The organism is Reichenbachiella sp. 5M10 (genome assembly GCF_002742335.1).
In the GTDB taxonomy this organism is placed as follows: domain Bacteria; phylum Bacteroidota; class Bacteroidia; order Cytophagales; family Cyclobacteriaceae; genus Reichenbachiella.
On the sequence record NZ_MDGR01000007.1, the window covers coordinates 2,519,916 to 2,535,759 of the forward strand.

Genomic DNA, 15,844 nt, shown 5'->3' on the forward strand with positions numbered 1-15,844 from the left:
ATACCTCACGTCTAAAAAACCAGCCTGTCTCTTCCCAATCACACTTTTAAGAATTATCTCTAAATGTAAATTCCTTCATTTCACCAGAAAAAAAGTGAAGCTCACCGATTTCAGCTTTAGCAACATGAGTTCCTCGCCTATCATTGCATCGTAATCAATTTCAAAACACGATAAAATTACGACTATGAAACAAACAGTAAAAACAATCGCCCTGACGCTATTCGTAGCAATGTCATCCCTCGCATATGCAGGAGAGAAGTCTGAAAAAGCACTTAGCCCAGAGCTAAAAGTACAGATTCAAGCCATGGCTGATTCTAGAGTAGCTGTTAAATTCAGCAAGCTCGAAGGAGAAGTCGTCAAAGTGAAAATTTACGATGCATACGGTTCATTGATCTACTCGGACAAAGATGTAGCCAATACCAAATATGCCAAAAGCTTTAACTTATCAGCTTACCCAGCAGGTAAGTACTCTTACTCTGTATCCAACGGTGTATACAGCGTCACTAAGACTGTAGAATTGAAGTAATTCTAATTTAGAAATCAACGCAAAGCCTGATGCCTTCCGCATCAGGCTTTTTTGTATCCAGACTTTTCGCAAACCAACACTGGGTCATCAACGGACTCGTTTACCCTTACCAAAATCATGATTAAGATCATCTAATAGGATCTAAACCCCAATTTGTCAACAAACCCCTTATATACGAAGGAAGGGAATATAGGGAGCAAAACAGGTGATATAAAAAATCTGTCACTTCACCTAGAAAAATATGAAGCTCACCGATTTCAGCTTTAGTACCTCCCCATACTCCCCTATCATTGCATTGTAATCAAATTCAAAAACACGAAAACATTACACACATGAAAACGACACTTAAAACAATCGCCCTGTCCCTATTCGTTGCATTGTCTAGCTCAGCATTCGCTGCAAAGACTGCAGACAAAGTTGTAAGCCCTGAGCTCAACGTTCAGATTTCAGCTATGGCAGAGTCTAAAGTGGCTGTGACATTTGACAAACTCGAAGGAGAATTGGTCAAAGTAAAAATATACGATGCATACGGAACATTGATCTACTCGGACAAAGATGTAGATAGCGCAAAATATGCGAAGGCATTTGATTTGTCTCACTATCCAGCAGGCAAATACTCCTACACAGTATCCAACGACGTATACAGCGTCACCAAGACTGTAGAGATAAAATAAGGAATTACCAAAGGTATAACTTTTATAAGCCTGGCGTTTCGTCAGGCTTTTTTTATGCCCAATCTTCAAGGATTTCAAAATGAAACGCAAAACACACGAAAAGATTAGGTAGGTTTTTCATATTTGCAGAATGATTTCAATCAATAACTTATCATATTATTTGGGCAGTCGTGCCTTATTTCACGAAGCATCACTTCACATCAAGCCCAAGGACAAAATTGGGTTGATTGGACTCAACGGTACAGGAAAGTCCACCTTATTGAAACTCATCACCAATCAGCTCAAGAAAGACGGTGGTGACATCAGTAAATCCAAGGACTGCACCATTGGTTTCCTGAACCAAGACATGCTTTCTTTCCAGTCGGAAGATTCCATCCTCTCAGTGGTGATGGAGGCATTTCAGGATGTGATCGACATCCAACATGACATAGACAAGACAATACACCAAATGGAAACCAACTACGAGGACAAACTCGTAGAGCGACTGGCCCGATTGCAAGAAGAATATGAGGCCAAAGGAGGGTACACCTTGCAAAGCCAAGCAGAAGAAGTACTCGAAGGAATAGGTTTCAAAACCGAAGATCTCCAGCGACCCCTCAAAGAATTTTCTGGAGGATGGAGAATGCGTGTGATTCTAGCCAAACTCCTGCTAGAATCTCCTTCGCTCCTCATGCTTGATGAGCCAACCAACCACCTTGATCTACCCTCTATCCAATGGATAGAAAACTACCTGAAAAGTTACGAAGGAGCCGTCATCGTCGTCTCTCACGACCGGGAGTTCCTCAACAACACCATCAACACCATCGTAGAAGTCAGCCAGCAAAAGCTGACCGCTTACCCTGGCAATTACACCAATTACCTCGAGGAAAAAGAAATGCGCAATGAATTACAAAAAAATGCATTTCTCAACCAACAGCAGGCCATCAAACAAACAGAACGCTTTGTCGAACGCTTCCGTTCCAAAGCAAGCAAGGCTCGTCAAGTACAGTCACGTGTCAAAGCCCTGGAGCGCATGGACAAAGTCGAAGATATCATAGAAGACAATGTCGCCATCAATTTTGCCTTCAATTTCGGCAAGCAATCCGGTAGGCATGTCGTCACCATCAACAAGGTGTCTAAATCCTATCCAGGCATTGACATTCTCAAAAACGCCAGTGCCAACATCGAGCGAGGTGACAAAATCGCACTGATAGGTGCCAATGGCAAAGGAAAATCCACACTGCTACGCATCATCGATGGTGATGATCCTGTCGAAGGAGAAGCCAAGATGGGATTCAACGTCAACCCTGCCTTCTTTGCACAGCATCAACTCGAATCTCTCAACATTGAAAACGAAATCCTCGAGGAACTCAAGCAATTTGGATCAGGCAAGACCGAACAAGAACTCCGAGGAGTCTTGGGTTGTTTCTTGTTTTCGGACGAAGATGTATTCAAAAAGATAAAAGTACTCTCAGGAGGAGAGAAGTCTCGAGTAGCACTAGCCAAAACATTGATTTCGGAAGCCAATTTCCTCCTACTCGATGAGCCTACCAATCACCTTGATATCCAATCAGTCAACATCCTGATACAGGCCCTCCAGCAATACGAAGGATCCTTCATCCTAGTCTCTCACGACCGCTACTTCGTCAGTCAGGTCGCCAACAAAATTTGGTGGCTCGAAGACCAACAGATCAAGGAGTATCCAGGCACCTACGACGAATACATGTGGTGGTCTAGCAAAAATCAAAAACAACAGTCCCACAAACCCACTCCTAAGAAAGTAGAGACTCCCAAAGAAAAAAAGAAAAAGACAAAGAGCGTCGATCAAAATCAGTTGTCCAAGCTCAAGAAAGAGCTCCAAACTGTCGAATCAAACATCGAAAAACTGGAAGAAAAAAAGATTGAACTGGAAGCAGACCTTGCTAACCCAGAACACTTCAATGATCTCGACAAGCTCAGCAAGCTCGATCAATCTTACAAAAAGCTACAAGAAGACCTTGAAAGCAAAAACAATAGATGGGAAGAATTGGTCATGGAGGTAGAAGAACTAGAAAACTAGTTCTTCTACCTTATGAATCTTTGCAATAACTCAGCGCTACTTCACGTACAGGCTCTTCTTTGTGATTGTCTTCTCTGAGGCTGTACCCCTGAATCACACGATCATAGTGCTGCCACAGTTCGGCGTGCAGGTTATCAATGGTCTTGACGTTCGCATAGTCGTAGGCATTTTTAGCCATACGTGTACGCAAGTCATCGTCGTTGAGTATAGTCAATATTTTTTTGTAGAAACTCGTCAATTTGCCTGGCTCACACAAAAAACCAGTCACTCCGTCTTTGACAATATCAGATGGACCACAGGCATCCGCTGCGACCACAGGCGTACCTGATGCCATCGCCTCGAGTACTACATTGCCAAAAGTTTCGGATGCCGAAGGGAAGAAAAACAAATCACACGAAGCATATATCTGAGAAAGTTCCTTTCCAGTTTTCTTCCCTGTAAACAGCGCGTCAGGCATTTTCTCTTCCAACCACTTGCGCTCTGGTCCCTCTCCAGTGATGACCATCGTGATCTTCTTATTCTTTCTTTTGAAAAGCTGATACATCTCGGCCAATACCGATACGTTCTTTTCTTTGATCAATCGACTGACAAAAAGGACTGTCTTGTGATCATTAGGGATTTTGCCTTCAAATAAATTTTCGTTTTTAAACTTAGGATGGAAACGACTGGCATTGATGGCTCTACCCCAAATCGTCATCTTATCATTATCGATCCCCAATTTGAGCAAATCTTTGCGCACAGGGCCTGTCGGCACCAAAGTCAAATCTGCGTTCTTGTAGAACCAAGCCAACACTTTATTGATCACTCGACCGATGGTATTCACTCCTACGAAAGTCATGTAATACTTGAGATAAGTAGGATAGTGTGTATGATAAATCGTCATCACTGGTATGTGTTTGCCTTTGGCATACTTGATTGCATACCTGCCGAGCAAAGAAGGAGAAGTAAAGTGAACCACATCTGGAGCAAATGCATCCAATGACTCTTTCAATCCTTCCATTTTACCCGGCAACCCCATTCTATAGCCTACTTGAAAGGGAATCTTGAAGTAAGGACAAAGCAATATTGGGAAATCGATGGCACTCATATCCTTGGGAGGATGAGGCGTCACAATCATGAGATCAAAACGATCTTTAGGGAAACTTGCAATGATCTTGTTGAGGGTAATACTCACACCGTCAAAATCTTCTTCCAACACGTCTGCAAAGAGTACTACTTTCTTCTTTCTATTCTGCATCTGACCTTATACGATAGTTCAATTCAAAAGGGTGTACAAACACCGAACCAGTTTTTATTCACCCTGAGAGTGGAGTACAGTTTGTACCAACTCTACTACTACGTCACTCAAAGCCGGAACTACCCCTAATACGTCTGTACCTTTTTTTTTCTTTTTTAACCCTTTCGCATAAGCTTCTATTTTGGAAGTGTCCAGTTGTCCAGCGACCACCCCTACCCCTAAATCTTCATACTCTACATAACTGACGTTGGCTGCTTGCTCAAAATCTCCCGCTATATACTGTATCAGTAGTGGCTTTTGCATCGCAATGGCTTCAAATATTAGATTAGAACCGGCAGACCCCACCACTCCCGAAGCATGTTTGAGTTTCTCCCTAAACTTCTCTGCATCAGAGGGCTGATTATCTACTCCCTCTAGCGAGATTGGCTTACCAAAATTGATAACGACTACTCCAAGACGCAACAAGGCAGAGATGATTTCGGTACCATTGCCATCTCGAAAATACGACACCACATAGCCATCACGAGACAGTTGGTCAGCAGCCACATCTATATCGGGACGAGCGACCCTTGTATCTTCAGACAGCGGCCGAATGGGCGTAAAATGTACTGCTACTTTGAAATCCGCCAACCCCGTGGCTACCTTGACTTTGAAACGTTCTTTCCTCAACCCCTCTTTGGGTAGTGCAATCGGATGGTCACAATACGGAAAAATCAACGCGTGACCTATCGATATCACTTTCACCCCGAGTAGCTTGGCTGCATACGTACAGGGAGCATCTCCATCTGAGATCACCACGTCTGGCTCGTACGTGCGTAAGCGCTTGACATCTTGGGCAATTCGACGTACAAACAACAACGGAGAACTCCCTGGTAGGATCGAACGAATGGGCTTGACTGCTGGGCGATCACATAAAACTTCATAAGCCATATCTCCGGCAAACACTTGGCATTTCCATCCATGACCGAGCAAGGCTGGCAACAAAGTCAGCGCCCGAGACGAATGTCCTCTCCCTCTCCCATGAATAAAATATGCGATCCTCATACGCTCTACTTTGACGATTTCAATTAGTTTTGCTGCTCAAAGTTAGGCTTCTCCCAAGTCTCAAGCATTAAAAGAATTATATGTTTTTTTTCAAAAAGAAAAAAGCCCTAGACAAATCTCCGCTTCTCAAGGACCCAGAGATCAAAAGAAAAGTTTCGTTCTGCATCAGTCACAAAAACAGGTTCGAACAACTCAGTAAAACCCTAGAAGTCAACCTCAAAGACAACTTGGATTTAAGAGATCAGATTGAGTTCATCTTGACAGATTTCAACGATGACGAAACGATCAAAAACTGGATTTTTGACAACTTCAAGAGCTATCTTGAGGACGGTTACCTCAAATATTTTCACAGCCCAGACATGCCTAAGTTCCACATGTCTGCCGCCAAAAATGCCTGCCACAACATGGGACAAGGAGCCATCCTTGTCAGTCTAGACTGTGACAATTATACGGGAAAAAACGGAGGACAATTCGTGCTTGACAACTTTGAATCCCACGCTCAAAACATCGTGCTTTGGCAGTTTTCGAAAATCAAACGAGACGGTTCGCATGGCCGTATCTCTGTCACACGTGATGTCTACCACCAGCTCGGGGGCTACAACGAGAGCTTCCATGAAATGGGATACCAAGACGATGACTTCATGAAGAGAGCCATGGCACTAGGGGCCAAACAAGTCAAACGAAAAGACCCAGACTACAACAAGACCATCCCGAACGACAAGTACGAGCCCGTCAACATGTCGTATGAGAAAATGCGAGATGCCAACAAGGCCGTATCGAATAAAAACATCAAGGCGAAACAATTGCACGCCAATCAAGGCAAATACCTTGTCAACAATTTTTACCAACTGAACACTCAGGGTGAATTAGTCAAAACCGATAAACCAAAGGTCAATCCATGAAGTTTCTAGCTCTCCTGAAAAGAACCTCTCCCTCCATCTTCTTTTTTGCGCTCATCGTCAGCGTCATTTCTGGAGTATGCTCTACCTATGTGATCCAACTGGTTCATCAATTTGCCGGACAGGGCATAGAATCCGACCCTCTTTTCTCCTACAAATTCATGGGGGCCGTCATTTTATTTGGTATCACAGGGGTACTGTCCTCTTACTTCATCTCTGTGCTCACGCAATCGATGATTTTCAAATTGAGAACAGAGTTGTCCAGCAAAATACTCAATGCGTCTTTTCAAAAGACAGAGAAAAATTTGGATAAAATCCTACCCGTACTGACCGCTGACATCAACTTTGTCTCTGCGAGCATGAACCGACTACCTCCTGTCGTCACAGGGCTGGCTACCGCCATCGGATGTATTGTTTACATGTTCATCCTCTCGTGGAAAATGACCCTTGGCAGCATGGCACTCTTTGGTATCTCGTTCATTGTCAACTACCTAGCCTTACCCTATCTCAAAAAATACAGTGAGGCAGCCAGAGACGTGTGGGACAAGATCCACAAGAACTTCGAAGGAGTCGTCTACGGGATGAAAGAGCTCAAACTCAACAAACAACACAGAGTCAATTTCATCCAAACCAATATCGGCCCCAACTGCGAAGAAGAAAACAAATACCGTGTCAAAGAGGAAGTCCTCTACGCAGTATCTTCTCGCATCGTAGAGATGATCCTCCTCATGGGTATCGGTATCTTCATCATCAACATGGCAAGTATCCCATGGATGGACAAAGACGAATTTGGTGATTTTTTGCTCGTCCTTCTCTTTACCGTGGCTCCTTTGGCTACAGTCAGTGGTTTCTTGAAACACATCAAAAGGACACAAGTTTCCTTGAAAAAAATCGATGATATCGGAGTGAGCCTCGTCGAAGAACCTGATTTTGAAACCAAAGAACTGGACTATTCCAAATGGAACCCAGCGACAGATCCTTTGTTTTCCTTCCAAAACGTATTCTTCTCTTATGACTCCCAGTCTGAAGATGAAAAATTTTCTATCGGGCCTATCAATCTGGACGTCAAAAAACAAGAAATCATCTACGTCATTGGTGGCAATGGCTCTGGTAAAACGACCTTCATCAAAATGCTGACAGGACTATATGTACCTACTCAAGGTGACATTAAACTCAAAGGGCAAGACATCACGGAAGAACAACTCGACAACTACCGCAAACACTTTGCGGGGGTATTCACAGACTACTACCTATTCGATGACTTGATGCACATCGATCCGAGTATCGTGGACAGAGAAGCCAACAACCTGCTCAAAGAATTGGAAATAGACCACAAAGTCAAAATCACAGATGGACACATCTCTACGACGCAACTATCCTACGGTCAGCGCAAGCGTCTAGCGATGATGGTTGCCATCCTCGAAGACAAAGACGTCTACATTTTTGACGAATGGGCTGCCAACCAAGACCCTTATTTCAAGGAGATCTTCTACGTACGCATATTGCCACAGCTCAAAGCCAAAGGCAAAACTATCATAGCGATATCGCACGATGAGAAGTACTTTGAGCACGCAGATCGTGTCGTCAAAATGATGGATGGTCAACTGATCGAAGTAAAACACTAAAACGCTATGTTTACGCTCGTCGATTGCAACAATTTTTGGAGTCCCTCAGGAGGTGGCGTCCGACGCTACCATCTAGAAAAGATGGAGTACTTCAAGCACCGTACAGACGTCAAGTATGTTTTCGTCATGCACGACGACAAAACCTACACCGAACAAATCGGTGAAAATGCGTACATCGAGCATCTACACGTACCCAAAGTCATGGGCAACTGGGAGTACCGCTACCTCCGCAGACGCAGTGTCCTCGCTCCCATACTCAAACGCATCGATCCAGAGGTGATCGAAGTAGGCTCGCCCTATTTCATGCCATCCATGGTCAACAAAATAGTGGAGGAGGAAAAACTCAAAGCCAAAGTCTTTGGCTTTTGGCACGCAGACTTCCCAGTGACCTACGTCAAACGGTTCCTGTCAGGCTGGCCACTCAACCTCGAACAAAGAGGTGAAAACATCGCTTGGTCTTTTGCACGCAAGCACTACAACAAAATGGCGGGCGTCCTCGCCTCCAGTGAGGTCATCATCCAGCGCATGGAGCGCAATAACATCCAAAACGTTCATTTCGTACCCTTGGGAGTCAATGAGGTACTATTCCATCCTGACAAAAAAGACCAATCACTCATCGACGACATGAAACAAGGGGAGCCTAACCGACTTTTTCTCTTTTTTCCACATCGATTCAGCAACGAAAAGGGTCTCAACTTGCTCTTGGAGGCTTATCCACTCGTGTGCCAACAACTCGCTCTCGATCCAGTACTCGTACTCGCGGGTACTGGCCCATATCAACCTGCCGTAGAGAAGGCTGCTCAACAATACGAGCACGTACATTTCATTGGTTTCATCAAAGAAAAGGAGACCATGGCCAAATATTTCGCAAGTGCTGACTTGGGGTTTGCGCTGAGTGCATGGGAGACATTTGGTTTGTCACTGGTCGAATCCTTGAGCTCTGGCTTGCCACTCATAGCAGCCAACGATGGAGCAGCCATGGAGCACATCCAACGCTCCGAAGCAGGGCTGATCCTAGAGTCTTTGACTCCAGAAGTCCTCACTACAGCCATTGTCCAATACGCTAGCCTACCCAACCAAGCAGCACTCAAAACCAAAGCACGTGCCTACGCCGAAAACCTCAGTTGGAAAAACTGCTTTGACAAGCAAGTCCACATCTATGAGGAAGCCATACAAAACGCCAAGCACTAGACTAAACTACTCCTCCAACTTCAACATTTCGGCAGCAAATGCATTGCCCAACTGTATATAGTTGGCACTTTGATAATGCCACGGATCGGAGTATTTGTAGCGTTTCGTCTCTCGGACGATCGCTGCATGATCATCCTCGCGGACAAACTTCTCTTGTCCGTACTGGACCAACTCCCCGTACTTCCAAACCTTGCCATTGTAGCCCTCATTTCCCGAATCTGAGATCTTGCCGATGACTACTGGCATATCATCCGCCCACATCGTCGCACGGATCAGACCCATCAGTCGCTTGAGATTGTCATAGTACTTGAGTGAAGCAGACTCTACCTTGCCGTCACTCTCTCCCTGCATCCAGAGGATTCCTTTAGGGATCAGTATGTCCTCGACACCATCTCCATCTATGTCATGATCAGCCATCGCATGACGCATCGTCGCTAAGAAATGATCGTACTGGTTGATTCCTTTCTTACCGTGATAATCTGGGTCCCAACACCCCCATTCATTGGCGAGCGTATCGATGGATGTCCCCCCACGTGAGTACTTTATCAGTGCAATCCGCTTGCCTGGCTTGGCTTCTTGCATGGTCATCGCAAAGCTGAGTTCCAACCCAAAACGGTCCGAGTACTTGTTCTTTTTCATGTCTGCAGCGAATCCCGTACCATGTCCTGGCTGCAACACCTGCCAGCTACCTACTCCTCCACCTACTTCATCGTCTGCGACCGTATGGCCATGAAAGATATAAATCCCATCCTGCGCCTTGTTCAGTGAGTCAGGTAAGTCTTTGACGTAACCGTACCCTTCCATGTTGGACTGTCCTCCGAGAAAATACAGTTCGACTTCATTGCTCTTCTTTTGCGCTTGCGCGAAAACTGCCATACAAAGCATCCCCATCATTACACTCCATTTTTTCATCTTCTTCCTTTTTCAGCTCTCATCAATCCTTCGATGTAATAATAATCTGCATAAGTCAACGGCACATCGACTTCACTATTGGCAGGTAAGTGTCCCACACAATGCTCGATCAAGAAATTGCCATTAGTACCCAAATCCGCCAAGTAGTTCGTTGACAAACTGGTCAGCATTGCATTGGCCAACTCCGAATAGCCCTGATCCGGCACATAGCTGTCTAACTCCAACAGACCTGAGGCCAGGATAGCTGCTGCTGAGGCATCACGGGGAGCATCTGGTGCAGCGTCAAAATCCCAAACCGGCACCTTATCTTCAGGCAGATTGGGGTGATTCATTACAAATTGAGCAATCTTATTGGCCTGCGCCAAGTATACCGAGTCTCCTGTGGATCGAAACATGACTGTAAACCCATACAGCCCCCAAGCCTGACCTCTCGCCCATGCAGACTCATCGCTGAGCCCTTGGGCTGTTTTCTTCTCTTGTACTCCACTTCCATCTGGCGCATAGTTCAACACATGGTAGCTGCTGTTGTCCGCCCTGAAGTGATTGTTCATCGTGGTATTGGCGTGTGTCACAGCGATATCGTAGTATGTACTATCACCCGTTTCTTGGGTAGCCCAAAACAACAATTCGAGGTTCATCATGTTGTCAATAATCACGATATAATCATCCGATCCCGAATCCCAAGAACGGATACACCCTACCTCTGGTGAAAAACGACTTGCCAATGACTGTGCACTGTGTACAAGAATTTCTTTGTACGCTGGTGTGGGGTCCAACCGATTGGCATTGCCAAAACTGCAAAACATCATGAAGCCCAAATCATGTGTCCCTGTATTGAATTGTTCTTTCTCTAGCAAAGCCAACATTCGATCCGCTTCGTTGAGCAAGATTGTATCTCCATTGCTCTCATAGAGATACAGCAGTGTCCCTGGATAAAACCCACTACACCACCACTCCGAACTACTCGTAGTGAAGTCTCCATCCTCAAACGAGCGAGGAAACTCTCCATCATCCAATACCTTCATCATGTTCTTGTAATGTACTGTAGCCAGCTCTACAGGAGTCAACCCTTCCGATTTGGCACTCGATTCTTCTTGCTTAGGTTTGGTTTCACAAGCCATCAAACTCGCAAAAGCCAAGGCCATCATTAGTCTTTTCATATCTATTCGTTTGCTATTATAGTTTCCATTCTAACACTTGTACCTGAGTCGCTTCCGTCTCTGCTATTCCTTCCCCATCGACCTGCGTCACATCCTGCAAAAACAAGTTCAGCTCTGCCTTGTGACTCCAAAGACTCGGGTCCAAGGTTGGCTCCCATGCCGCAAACCCCTCGGTAGTCAAATCACGCAGCTCCCAGGCCTCATAGTCTGGAGCAAATGACATAGCCACGGTCACTTTGTTGCCTCGCTCGACGTCCCTAAAGATAACCAAAGCCCGATCATTTGCTGCCACTATCTGCGGTCTAGCAATCGGAATAGCCTTGGTCCCTATACCCGACAGACTAAACGGCACAGTACGAAACCCCAAATCACGGCAGACCCATCGGTCCTCTCGCTGTGTGATGAATTGATACTGTGGGACACTGTCCCCTTGGTTTTTCCAGTAACTCACGATCATCGGTCGTCCGTCCTCATCAGTGGCCATAGAAGTTTGATTGATCAAGTCGCTGTGCTGAGGTATATACTTCACCACTTCGGCTGTCGCGGCGGTGATAGGCAATGTATAAGTGTCCCCATTCGACTTTTGCCAAGTCAGTCCTCCATCGGTAGATTTGGCATAGCTCATGTCGTGATTGCTCGCCACGTCGGAACTTTCTCGCCAGACCCATGACAAGTGTACGACACCCCCATCACCTACACAAGCCTGCCAGTAGGCATTTCGCTCCCCTTCTCCACTGATCAAGTTGTCTTGTAATCGTGTCCATTGGGCCGTGACCAAAGAATACTTATTGATGATCAAATCTCCATGTCCAGAGCCTCCATCTCTGTACATAAACAACAAATCCCCTCCTGCCATGGTATAAAATTCTGGATAAGAAACGACCTCTTCCTCTCGATCAATCATGGGGATTTCATCCGAAAAATCCAATACCTCGGGAGCAGTAGAGCGAATGTAGCGCAACTTCGAATTATGATGATCCCAGCTCACATGAATATAGCCATCTCCATCGACAATGAGACTGATTGCATTGTGTGCATCTTTGGTATTCCCTTGATACCTCGTCTTCTTCAGCTCCCAATCCCTACTACCCGAGGCACGCTTGCCTATCACCAGAACACCGTCCGCATCGTAGTACCCTATGTACTGATACCCTAGGTGGGTATATAGAGCATTTTTTCTAAAAACGGGCGTATTGACGGAGTTTCGTGCCCACCCCCATCCTACATCTACCCGTCTAACCGATGGCTCACAAGCCAGCAATGTTGCTGCAAGACACAAAACCCCAAGTATTCTCTCTCTCATTCACTTATTGGGAAAATAGTAAACCCTACATGATACGCATTAGGTTGCAAACGGTATACATCATAGGGTTTCGCTCCCCAGCTATTGTCTCCTCCGACTCCTCGTTGTTTGTAATCAATAACTATCTCTGTCATGTCTCGGTCTGGCAAATCTGTCGTATGAAAATTCTCTGACTTGGGGTGATCCCAGTCCTCCAGTGTCTGATGATGCATGGTAAAGCCAAAGACGCTATCTGCGACAAACATCAGGCCTCGGCCTTGCGCATCTGTGATCTGCATCCAGCGAACATCCGTACGGTTGCCATTCTCCTGTGGGCGAATATAGGGTGTCGACATCTCGCTCACCTTCATCTGGTAATGTCCTACATAGGCACTTTCCTTCCTATCGATGTAGTTTTCGTGTGGTCCTCGCCCATACCACTCAGTGTCTGTATACCCCTCCAGCAGCTGCATCCTCAGACCTACCCTAGGTACTTCTGGTAATCCCTCCTCTAGGTCCACATCGTAATCCACGTCCACCTCGCCGTCCGCAAACACTTCGTAGCGAATAGATCCATTGGAAGACAAATCCTCAAACACCATCGCACAAACTACCGTCGTTGATTTCTTAGATCTGATTACCTCTACACTCATGACACGTCTATTCGCACCTGCTAGTTTGTACACCTGACTCGTCTCTCCCAAATTGCTCCCATGATCATTGTCTGTCAGAGCTCTCCAAAAAGTCGGGTGCAGTCCTTCCAATATCATCTCAACCCCATCCAACTCATAAGACGACAAGGCTGCATTCGTTTTGTCTATCGCTACAGAAAACCCTTTGCCCTTCACGGTCACCTCCTCGTCCGTCTCTATGGTTTTCACCTTCCCCTTTTTCTTTTCAGTGACTGTAGGGGCAGCCGTCTGGATCAGAAACTGCTCACTAGCCACCTCGTGCCCTGTAGATAGGAGTCCTAGTTTGTTTTTCCGCGTGACCGATAGATTCAAGAAATACTCCTTATCTGTGGATCGCTCATAGGCCCCTATCGATGAAACCGAAAGAACCATCGTATCCTGTGGTGCCAATTGGATGTCCTCCCACGATCCCGTGGCGACTGCTATGCCTTCTTCTATCAACTCCCAGCCGATCGCCAACGCCTCCAAGTCCGTGAAGAAATAGCCGTTCACAACCTGCAATTCATTCTCACCAAGCTCAAAGTGTACGTCCTCATAAATTTTCTTCACTTCGACTAGTCCTGAGTGAGGCTCTCTGTCGGACCCTACCAGGCCATTGGCACAGAAGTTGCCATCCTGATGAACTCCCTCGGGTTCGAAATCACCTCCATACCCATAGTAGGTCTCTCCATTTTCTTCTTCGATGAACAGTCCCTGATCCACCCAGTCCCAGATCGAACCTCCTTGTACTTGGCGATGGGCATAGACGAAATCCCACAACTCTCGAAGGTTGCCGTTACTATTACTCATGGCATGCGAATACTCCACCCAAATGAACGGCTGGTCGGGGTATTGGCCGACATAATCCTTCTTGATTTCATCGATCCCTGCATACATCCAGCCTATGACATCAGTCATCTTCTCCTCGGTATACCACTGATCTCGGTACTCAAACTGCGCTACACGCGTCGGATCCATGGCTTTGGCAGTGCGATAGGACGCAGCAATATTCGGGCCTGGACCGATCTCATTGCCCACTGACCAAGAGATAATGGATGGGTGGTTCTTGTCCCGAGCGACCATACCTCTCATACGCTCGACGATAGCCTCTTTGAACTGCGGATCATTGCCCAGAGATCCTTCTGGACTATAGCCATAGTCGTGCGCTTCGACATTGGCCTCATCGATGACATAGAGGCCATATGCATCGCATAGGTCATACCACTCAGGCTTATTTGGATAGTGAGATGTCCTCACCGTATTGATGTTGTATTCCTTCATCAATCGAATGTCTTTGAGCATGCTCTCAGTGCTCACCACGTGTCCCGTGACAGGATCGTGCTCATGACGATTCACTCCCTTGATGTAGATAGCTTGCCCATTGACTAGTAGCTGACCCTTCTGTATTTCTACAGTTTTGAACCCTATCTCTTGCTTGACCGCCTGCTTGAGTACATTGTTGAGTTTGAGCTGTATAGTCAAGGTATACCTGTCTGGACGCTCAGCAGACCACTGACGGACCTTGGCAAACTCTTTGGTGAAATTTAGCATCTCTTTATCTCTTGGTGCGACGTCCTTGGTGAGTGATTCGCGATAGATCTCCTCCCTACCCTCGTACAGTTTCACAATCAGCTCTGCTTGCCGAACAGTCTCTTCCTGATTGCGCACACTCACCTCCAAGTCCAACAGCCCATCTTGGTAGTCATGAATCAAAGTACTTTTTGCAAAAAAGTCCCAAATAGCGGTTTTGGGAGTAGCTGTAATAAATACATCACGCTCTATCCCACTGAGTCGCCAAAAATCCTGATCCTCAAGATAACTCCCATCACACCAGCGGTAGACCTCCAATGCAATCGTATTTTGCCCCGCTCGTACATACGCCGTAATGTTGAACTCCGCAGGCAACTTACTATCTTGGCTATAACCTACTTTTTCGCCATTGATCCACAGGTAAAAAGCGCTATTGACTCCCCCCAAATGAATCACCAAATCTCGCTCAGTCGCCCACTCCTCCGGCAACTCAAAGCTGTGCCGATACGACCCCACAGGATTATAACTGTGATCGATGAAGGGTTTATTCTTAGGGAATGGATATTTGATATTGGTATAGATTGGATAGTCATATCCGTACATCTGCCAGTCACCGGGTACGGGGATTTCATCCCAGTCACTCACATCGTAGCTCTCCTGATAAAACTCTTTCGGTCGCTCCTCTGGCGTAGCGGCCCAATGAAACTTCCAATCGGCATTGAGCAACAGGTACTGATCCGATAACGACCGATCCCCGATGCGCGCCTCTGCTTCGCTAGCATACGGAATAAAAAAAGCTCTGTCTTCTTCTTTGTTGATATCAAACACCGAAGCATTCTCCCAATCATTCTGTTGTGCCAGTAGCACGTTTGGCAGTAGCAGCATCACCACCCACATTATCCCTCTTATCATTTCGTCAATCGATTTCTTCTTGACGATAAAGTTAAGAAAATCTTCTACACACAGCACCTATTTGTCTCAAGCCTTGCTGCCGTTATGTCTTGCGGGTTCGGGCACATATACATACCAAACAAACCTCCTGACCAGGCATACAA

At 46.0% G+C, this 15,844-nt stretch carries 12 protein-coding genes; 6 read left to right on the forward strand and 6 right to left on the reverse strand.

Going from position 1 to position 15,844, the window contains the following annotated elements:
• Positions 1-184 precede the first annotated feature (184 nt).
• The 3 genes from BFP72_RS10110 (at position 185) to BFP72_RS10120 (ending at position 3,238) form a co-directional block, all read left to right on the forward strand.
• Entirely contained in the window at positions 185-526 is a 342-nt protein-coding gene (locus tag BFP72_RS10110; RefSeq protein WP_099599022.1) for a T9SS type A sorting domain-containing protein, read from the forward strand.
• 332 nt (positions 527-858) lie between these two features.
• Entirely contained in the window at positions 859-1,200 is a 342-nt protein-coding gene (locus BFP72_RS10115) for a T9SS type A sorting domain-containing protein (RefSeq protein WP_099599023.1), read from the forward strand.
• 130 nt (positions 1,201-1,330) lie between these two features.
• Entirely contained in the window at positions 1,331-3,238 is a 1,908-nt protein-coding gene (locus BFP72_RS10120) for an ABC-F family ATP-binding cassette domain-containing protein (RefSeq protein WP_099599024.1), read from the forward strand.
• Positions 3,239-3,248: 10 nt separating this feature from the next.
• Here BFP72_RS10120 and BFP72_RS10125 read toward each other — a convergent pair whose 3' ends face one another.
• Positions 3,249-4,475 carry a glycosyltransferase family 1 protein gene (locus tag BFP72_RS10125; protein WP_099599025.1) on the reverse strand — a complete coding sequence of 409 codons (1,227 nt, stop codon included), beginning with the start codon at positions 4,473-4,475 and terminating at the stop codon, positions 3,249-3,251.
• 54 nt (positions 4,476-4,529) lie between these two features.
• Positions 4,530-5,519 carry a glycosyltransferase family protein gene (locus BFP72_RS10130; protein WP_099599026.1) on the reverse strand — a complete coding sequence of 330 codons (990 nt, stop codon included), beginning with the start codon at positions 5,517-5,519 and terminating at the stop codon, positions 4,530-4,532.
• A gap of 80 nt (positions 5,520-5,599) precedes the next feature.
• Between BFP72_RS10130 and BFP72_RS10135 the strand changes: the two genes are divergently transcribed.
• From BFP72_RS10135 to BFP72_RS10145, 3 genes are read left to right on the forward strand one after another with little or no spacing between them, the layout of a single operon-like run.
• Entirely contained in the window at positions 5,600-6,421 is an 822-nt protein-coding gene (locus BFP72_RS10135) for a galactosyltransferase-related protein (RefSeq protein WP_099599027.1), read from the forward strand.
• Entirely contained in the window at positions 6,418-8,043 is a 1,626-nt protein-coding gene (locus BFP72_RS10140; protein ID WP_099599028.1) for a cyclic peptide export ABC transporter, read from the forward strand. The genes BFP72_RS10135 and BFP72_RS10140 overlap by 4 nt, the downstream gene beginning before the upstream one ends.
• Before the next feature lie 6 nt (positions 8,044-8,049).
• On the forward strand, positions 8,050-9,234 hold the full coding sequence (locus BFP72_RS10145) for a glycosyltransferase (protein WP_099599029.1): 1,185 nt from the start codon (positions 8,050-8,052) through the stop codon (positions 9,232-9,234).
• 6 nt (positions 9,235-9,240) lie between these two features.
• Here the strand turns inward: BFP72_RS10145 and BFP72_RS10150 are convergent, their stop codons facing one another.
• From BFP72_RS10150 to BFP72_RS10165, 4 genes are read right to left on the reverse strand one after another with little or no spacing between them, the layout of a single operon-like run.
• Positions 9,241-10,146: a sialate O-acetylesterase gene (locus BFP72_RS10150; protein WP_099599030.1), complete on the reverse strand. Its 906-nt coding sequence runs from the start codon at positions 10,144-10,146 to the stop codon at positions 9,241-9,243.
• Complete coding sequence (locus tag BFP72_RS10155; protein WP_221406504.1) at positions 10,143-11,306, reverse strand: glycoside hydrolase family 88 protein; 1,164 nt, start codon at positions 11,304-11,306, stop codon at positions 10,143-10,145. Before BFP72_RS10155 ends, BFP72_RS10150 begins: the two co-directional genes overlap by 4 nt.
• A 16-nt stretch (positions 11,307-11,322) precedes the next feature.
• Positions 11,323-12,609, reverse strand: a complete 1,287-nt coding sequence (locus BFP72_RS10160; RefSeq protein ID WP_099599032.1) for a BNR repeat-containing protein — start codon at positions 12,607-12,609, stop codon at positions 11,323-11,325.
• Entirely contained in the window at positions 12,606-15,701 is a 3,096-nt protein-coding gene (locus BFP72_RS10165) for a glycoside hydrolase family 2 TIM barrel-domain containing protein (RefSeq protein ID WP_099599033.1), read from the reverse strand. Before BFP72_RS10165 ends, BFP72_RS10160 begins: the two co-directional genes overlap by 4 nt.
• Between the last annotated feature and the right edge of the window lie 143 nt (positions 15,702-15,844).

What these genes read in the sequence shown, in the direction of transcription:
- BFP72_RS10110 (WP_099599022.1), top strand. Translation starts at nt 185, where the DNA reads ATGAAACAAACAGTAAAAACAATCGCCCTGACGCTATTCGTAGCAATG.
- BFP72_RS10115 (WP_099599023.1), top strand. Translation starts at nt 859, where the DNA reads ATGAAAACGACACTTAAAACAATCGCCCTGTCCCTATTCGTTGCATTG.
- BFP72_RS10120 (WP_099599024.1), top strand. Translation starts at nt 1,331, where the DNA reads ATGATTTCAATCAATAACTTATCATATTATTTGGGCAGTCGTGCCTTA.
- BFP72_RS10125 (WP_099599025.1), bottom strand. Translation starts at nt 4,475, where the DNA reads ATGCAGAATAGAAAGAAGAAAGTAGTACTCTTTGCAGACGTGTTGGAA.
- BFP72_RS10130 (WP_099599026.1), bottom strand. Translation starts at nt 5,519, where the DNA reads ATGAGGATCGCATATTTTATTCATGGGAGAGGGAGAGGACATTCGTCT.
- BFP72_RS10135 (WP_099599027.1), top strand. Translation starts at nt 5,600, where the DNA reads ATGTTTTTTTTCAAAAAGAAAAAAGCCCTAGACAAATCTCCGCTTCTC.
- BFP72_RS10140 (WP_099599028.1), top strand. Translation starts at nt 6,418, where the DNA reads ATGAAGTTTCTAGCTCTCCTGAAAAGAACCTCTCCCTCCATCTTCTTT.
- BFP72_RS10145 (WP_099599029.1), top strand. Translation starts at nt 8,050, where the DNA reads ATGTTTACGCTCGTCGATTGCAACAATTTTTGGAGTCCCTCAGGAGGT.
- BFP72_RS10150 (WP_099599030.1), bottom strand. Translation starts at nt 10,146, where the DNA reads ATGAAAAAATGGAGTGTAATGATGGGGATGCTTTGTATGGCAGTTTTC.
- BFP72_RS10155 (WP_221406504.1), bottom strand. Translation starts at nt 11,306, where the DNA reads ATGAAAAGACTAATGATGGCCTTGGCTTTTGCGAGTTTGATGGCTTGT.
- BFP72_RS10160 (WP_099599032.1), bottom strand. Translation starts at nt 12,609, where the DNA reads ATGAGAGAGAGAATACTTGGGGTTTTGTGTCTTGCAGCAACATTGCTG.
- BFP72_RS10165 (WP_099599033.1), bottom strand. Translation starts at nt 15,701, where the DNA reads ATGATAAGAGGGATAATGTGGGTGGTGATGCTGCTACTGCCAAACGTG.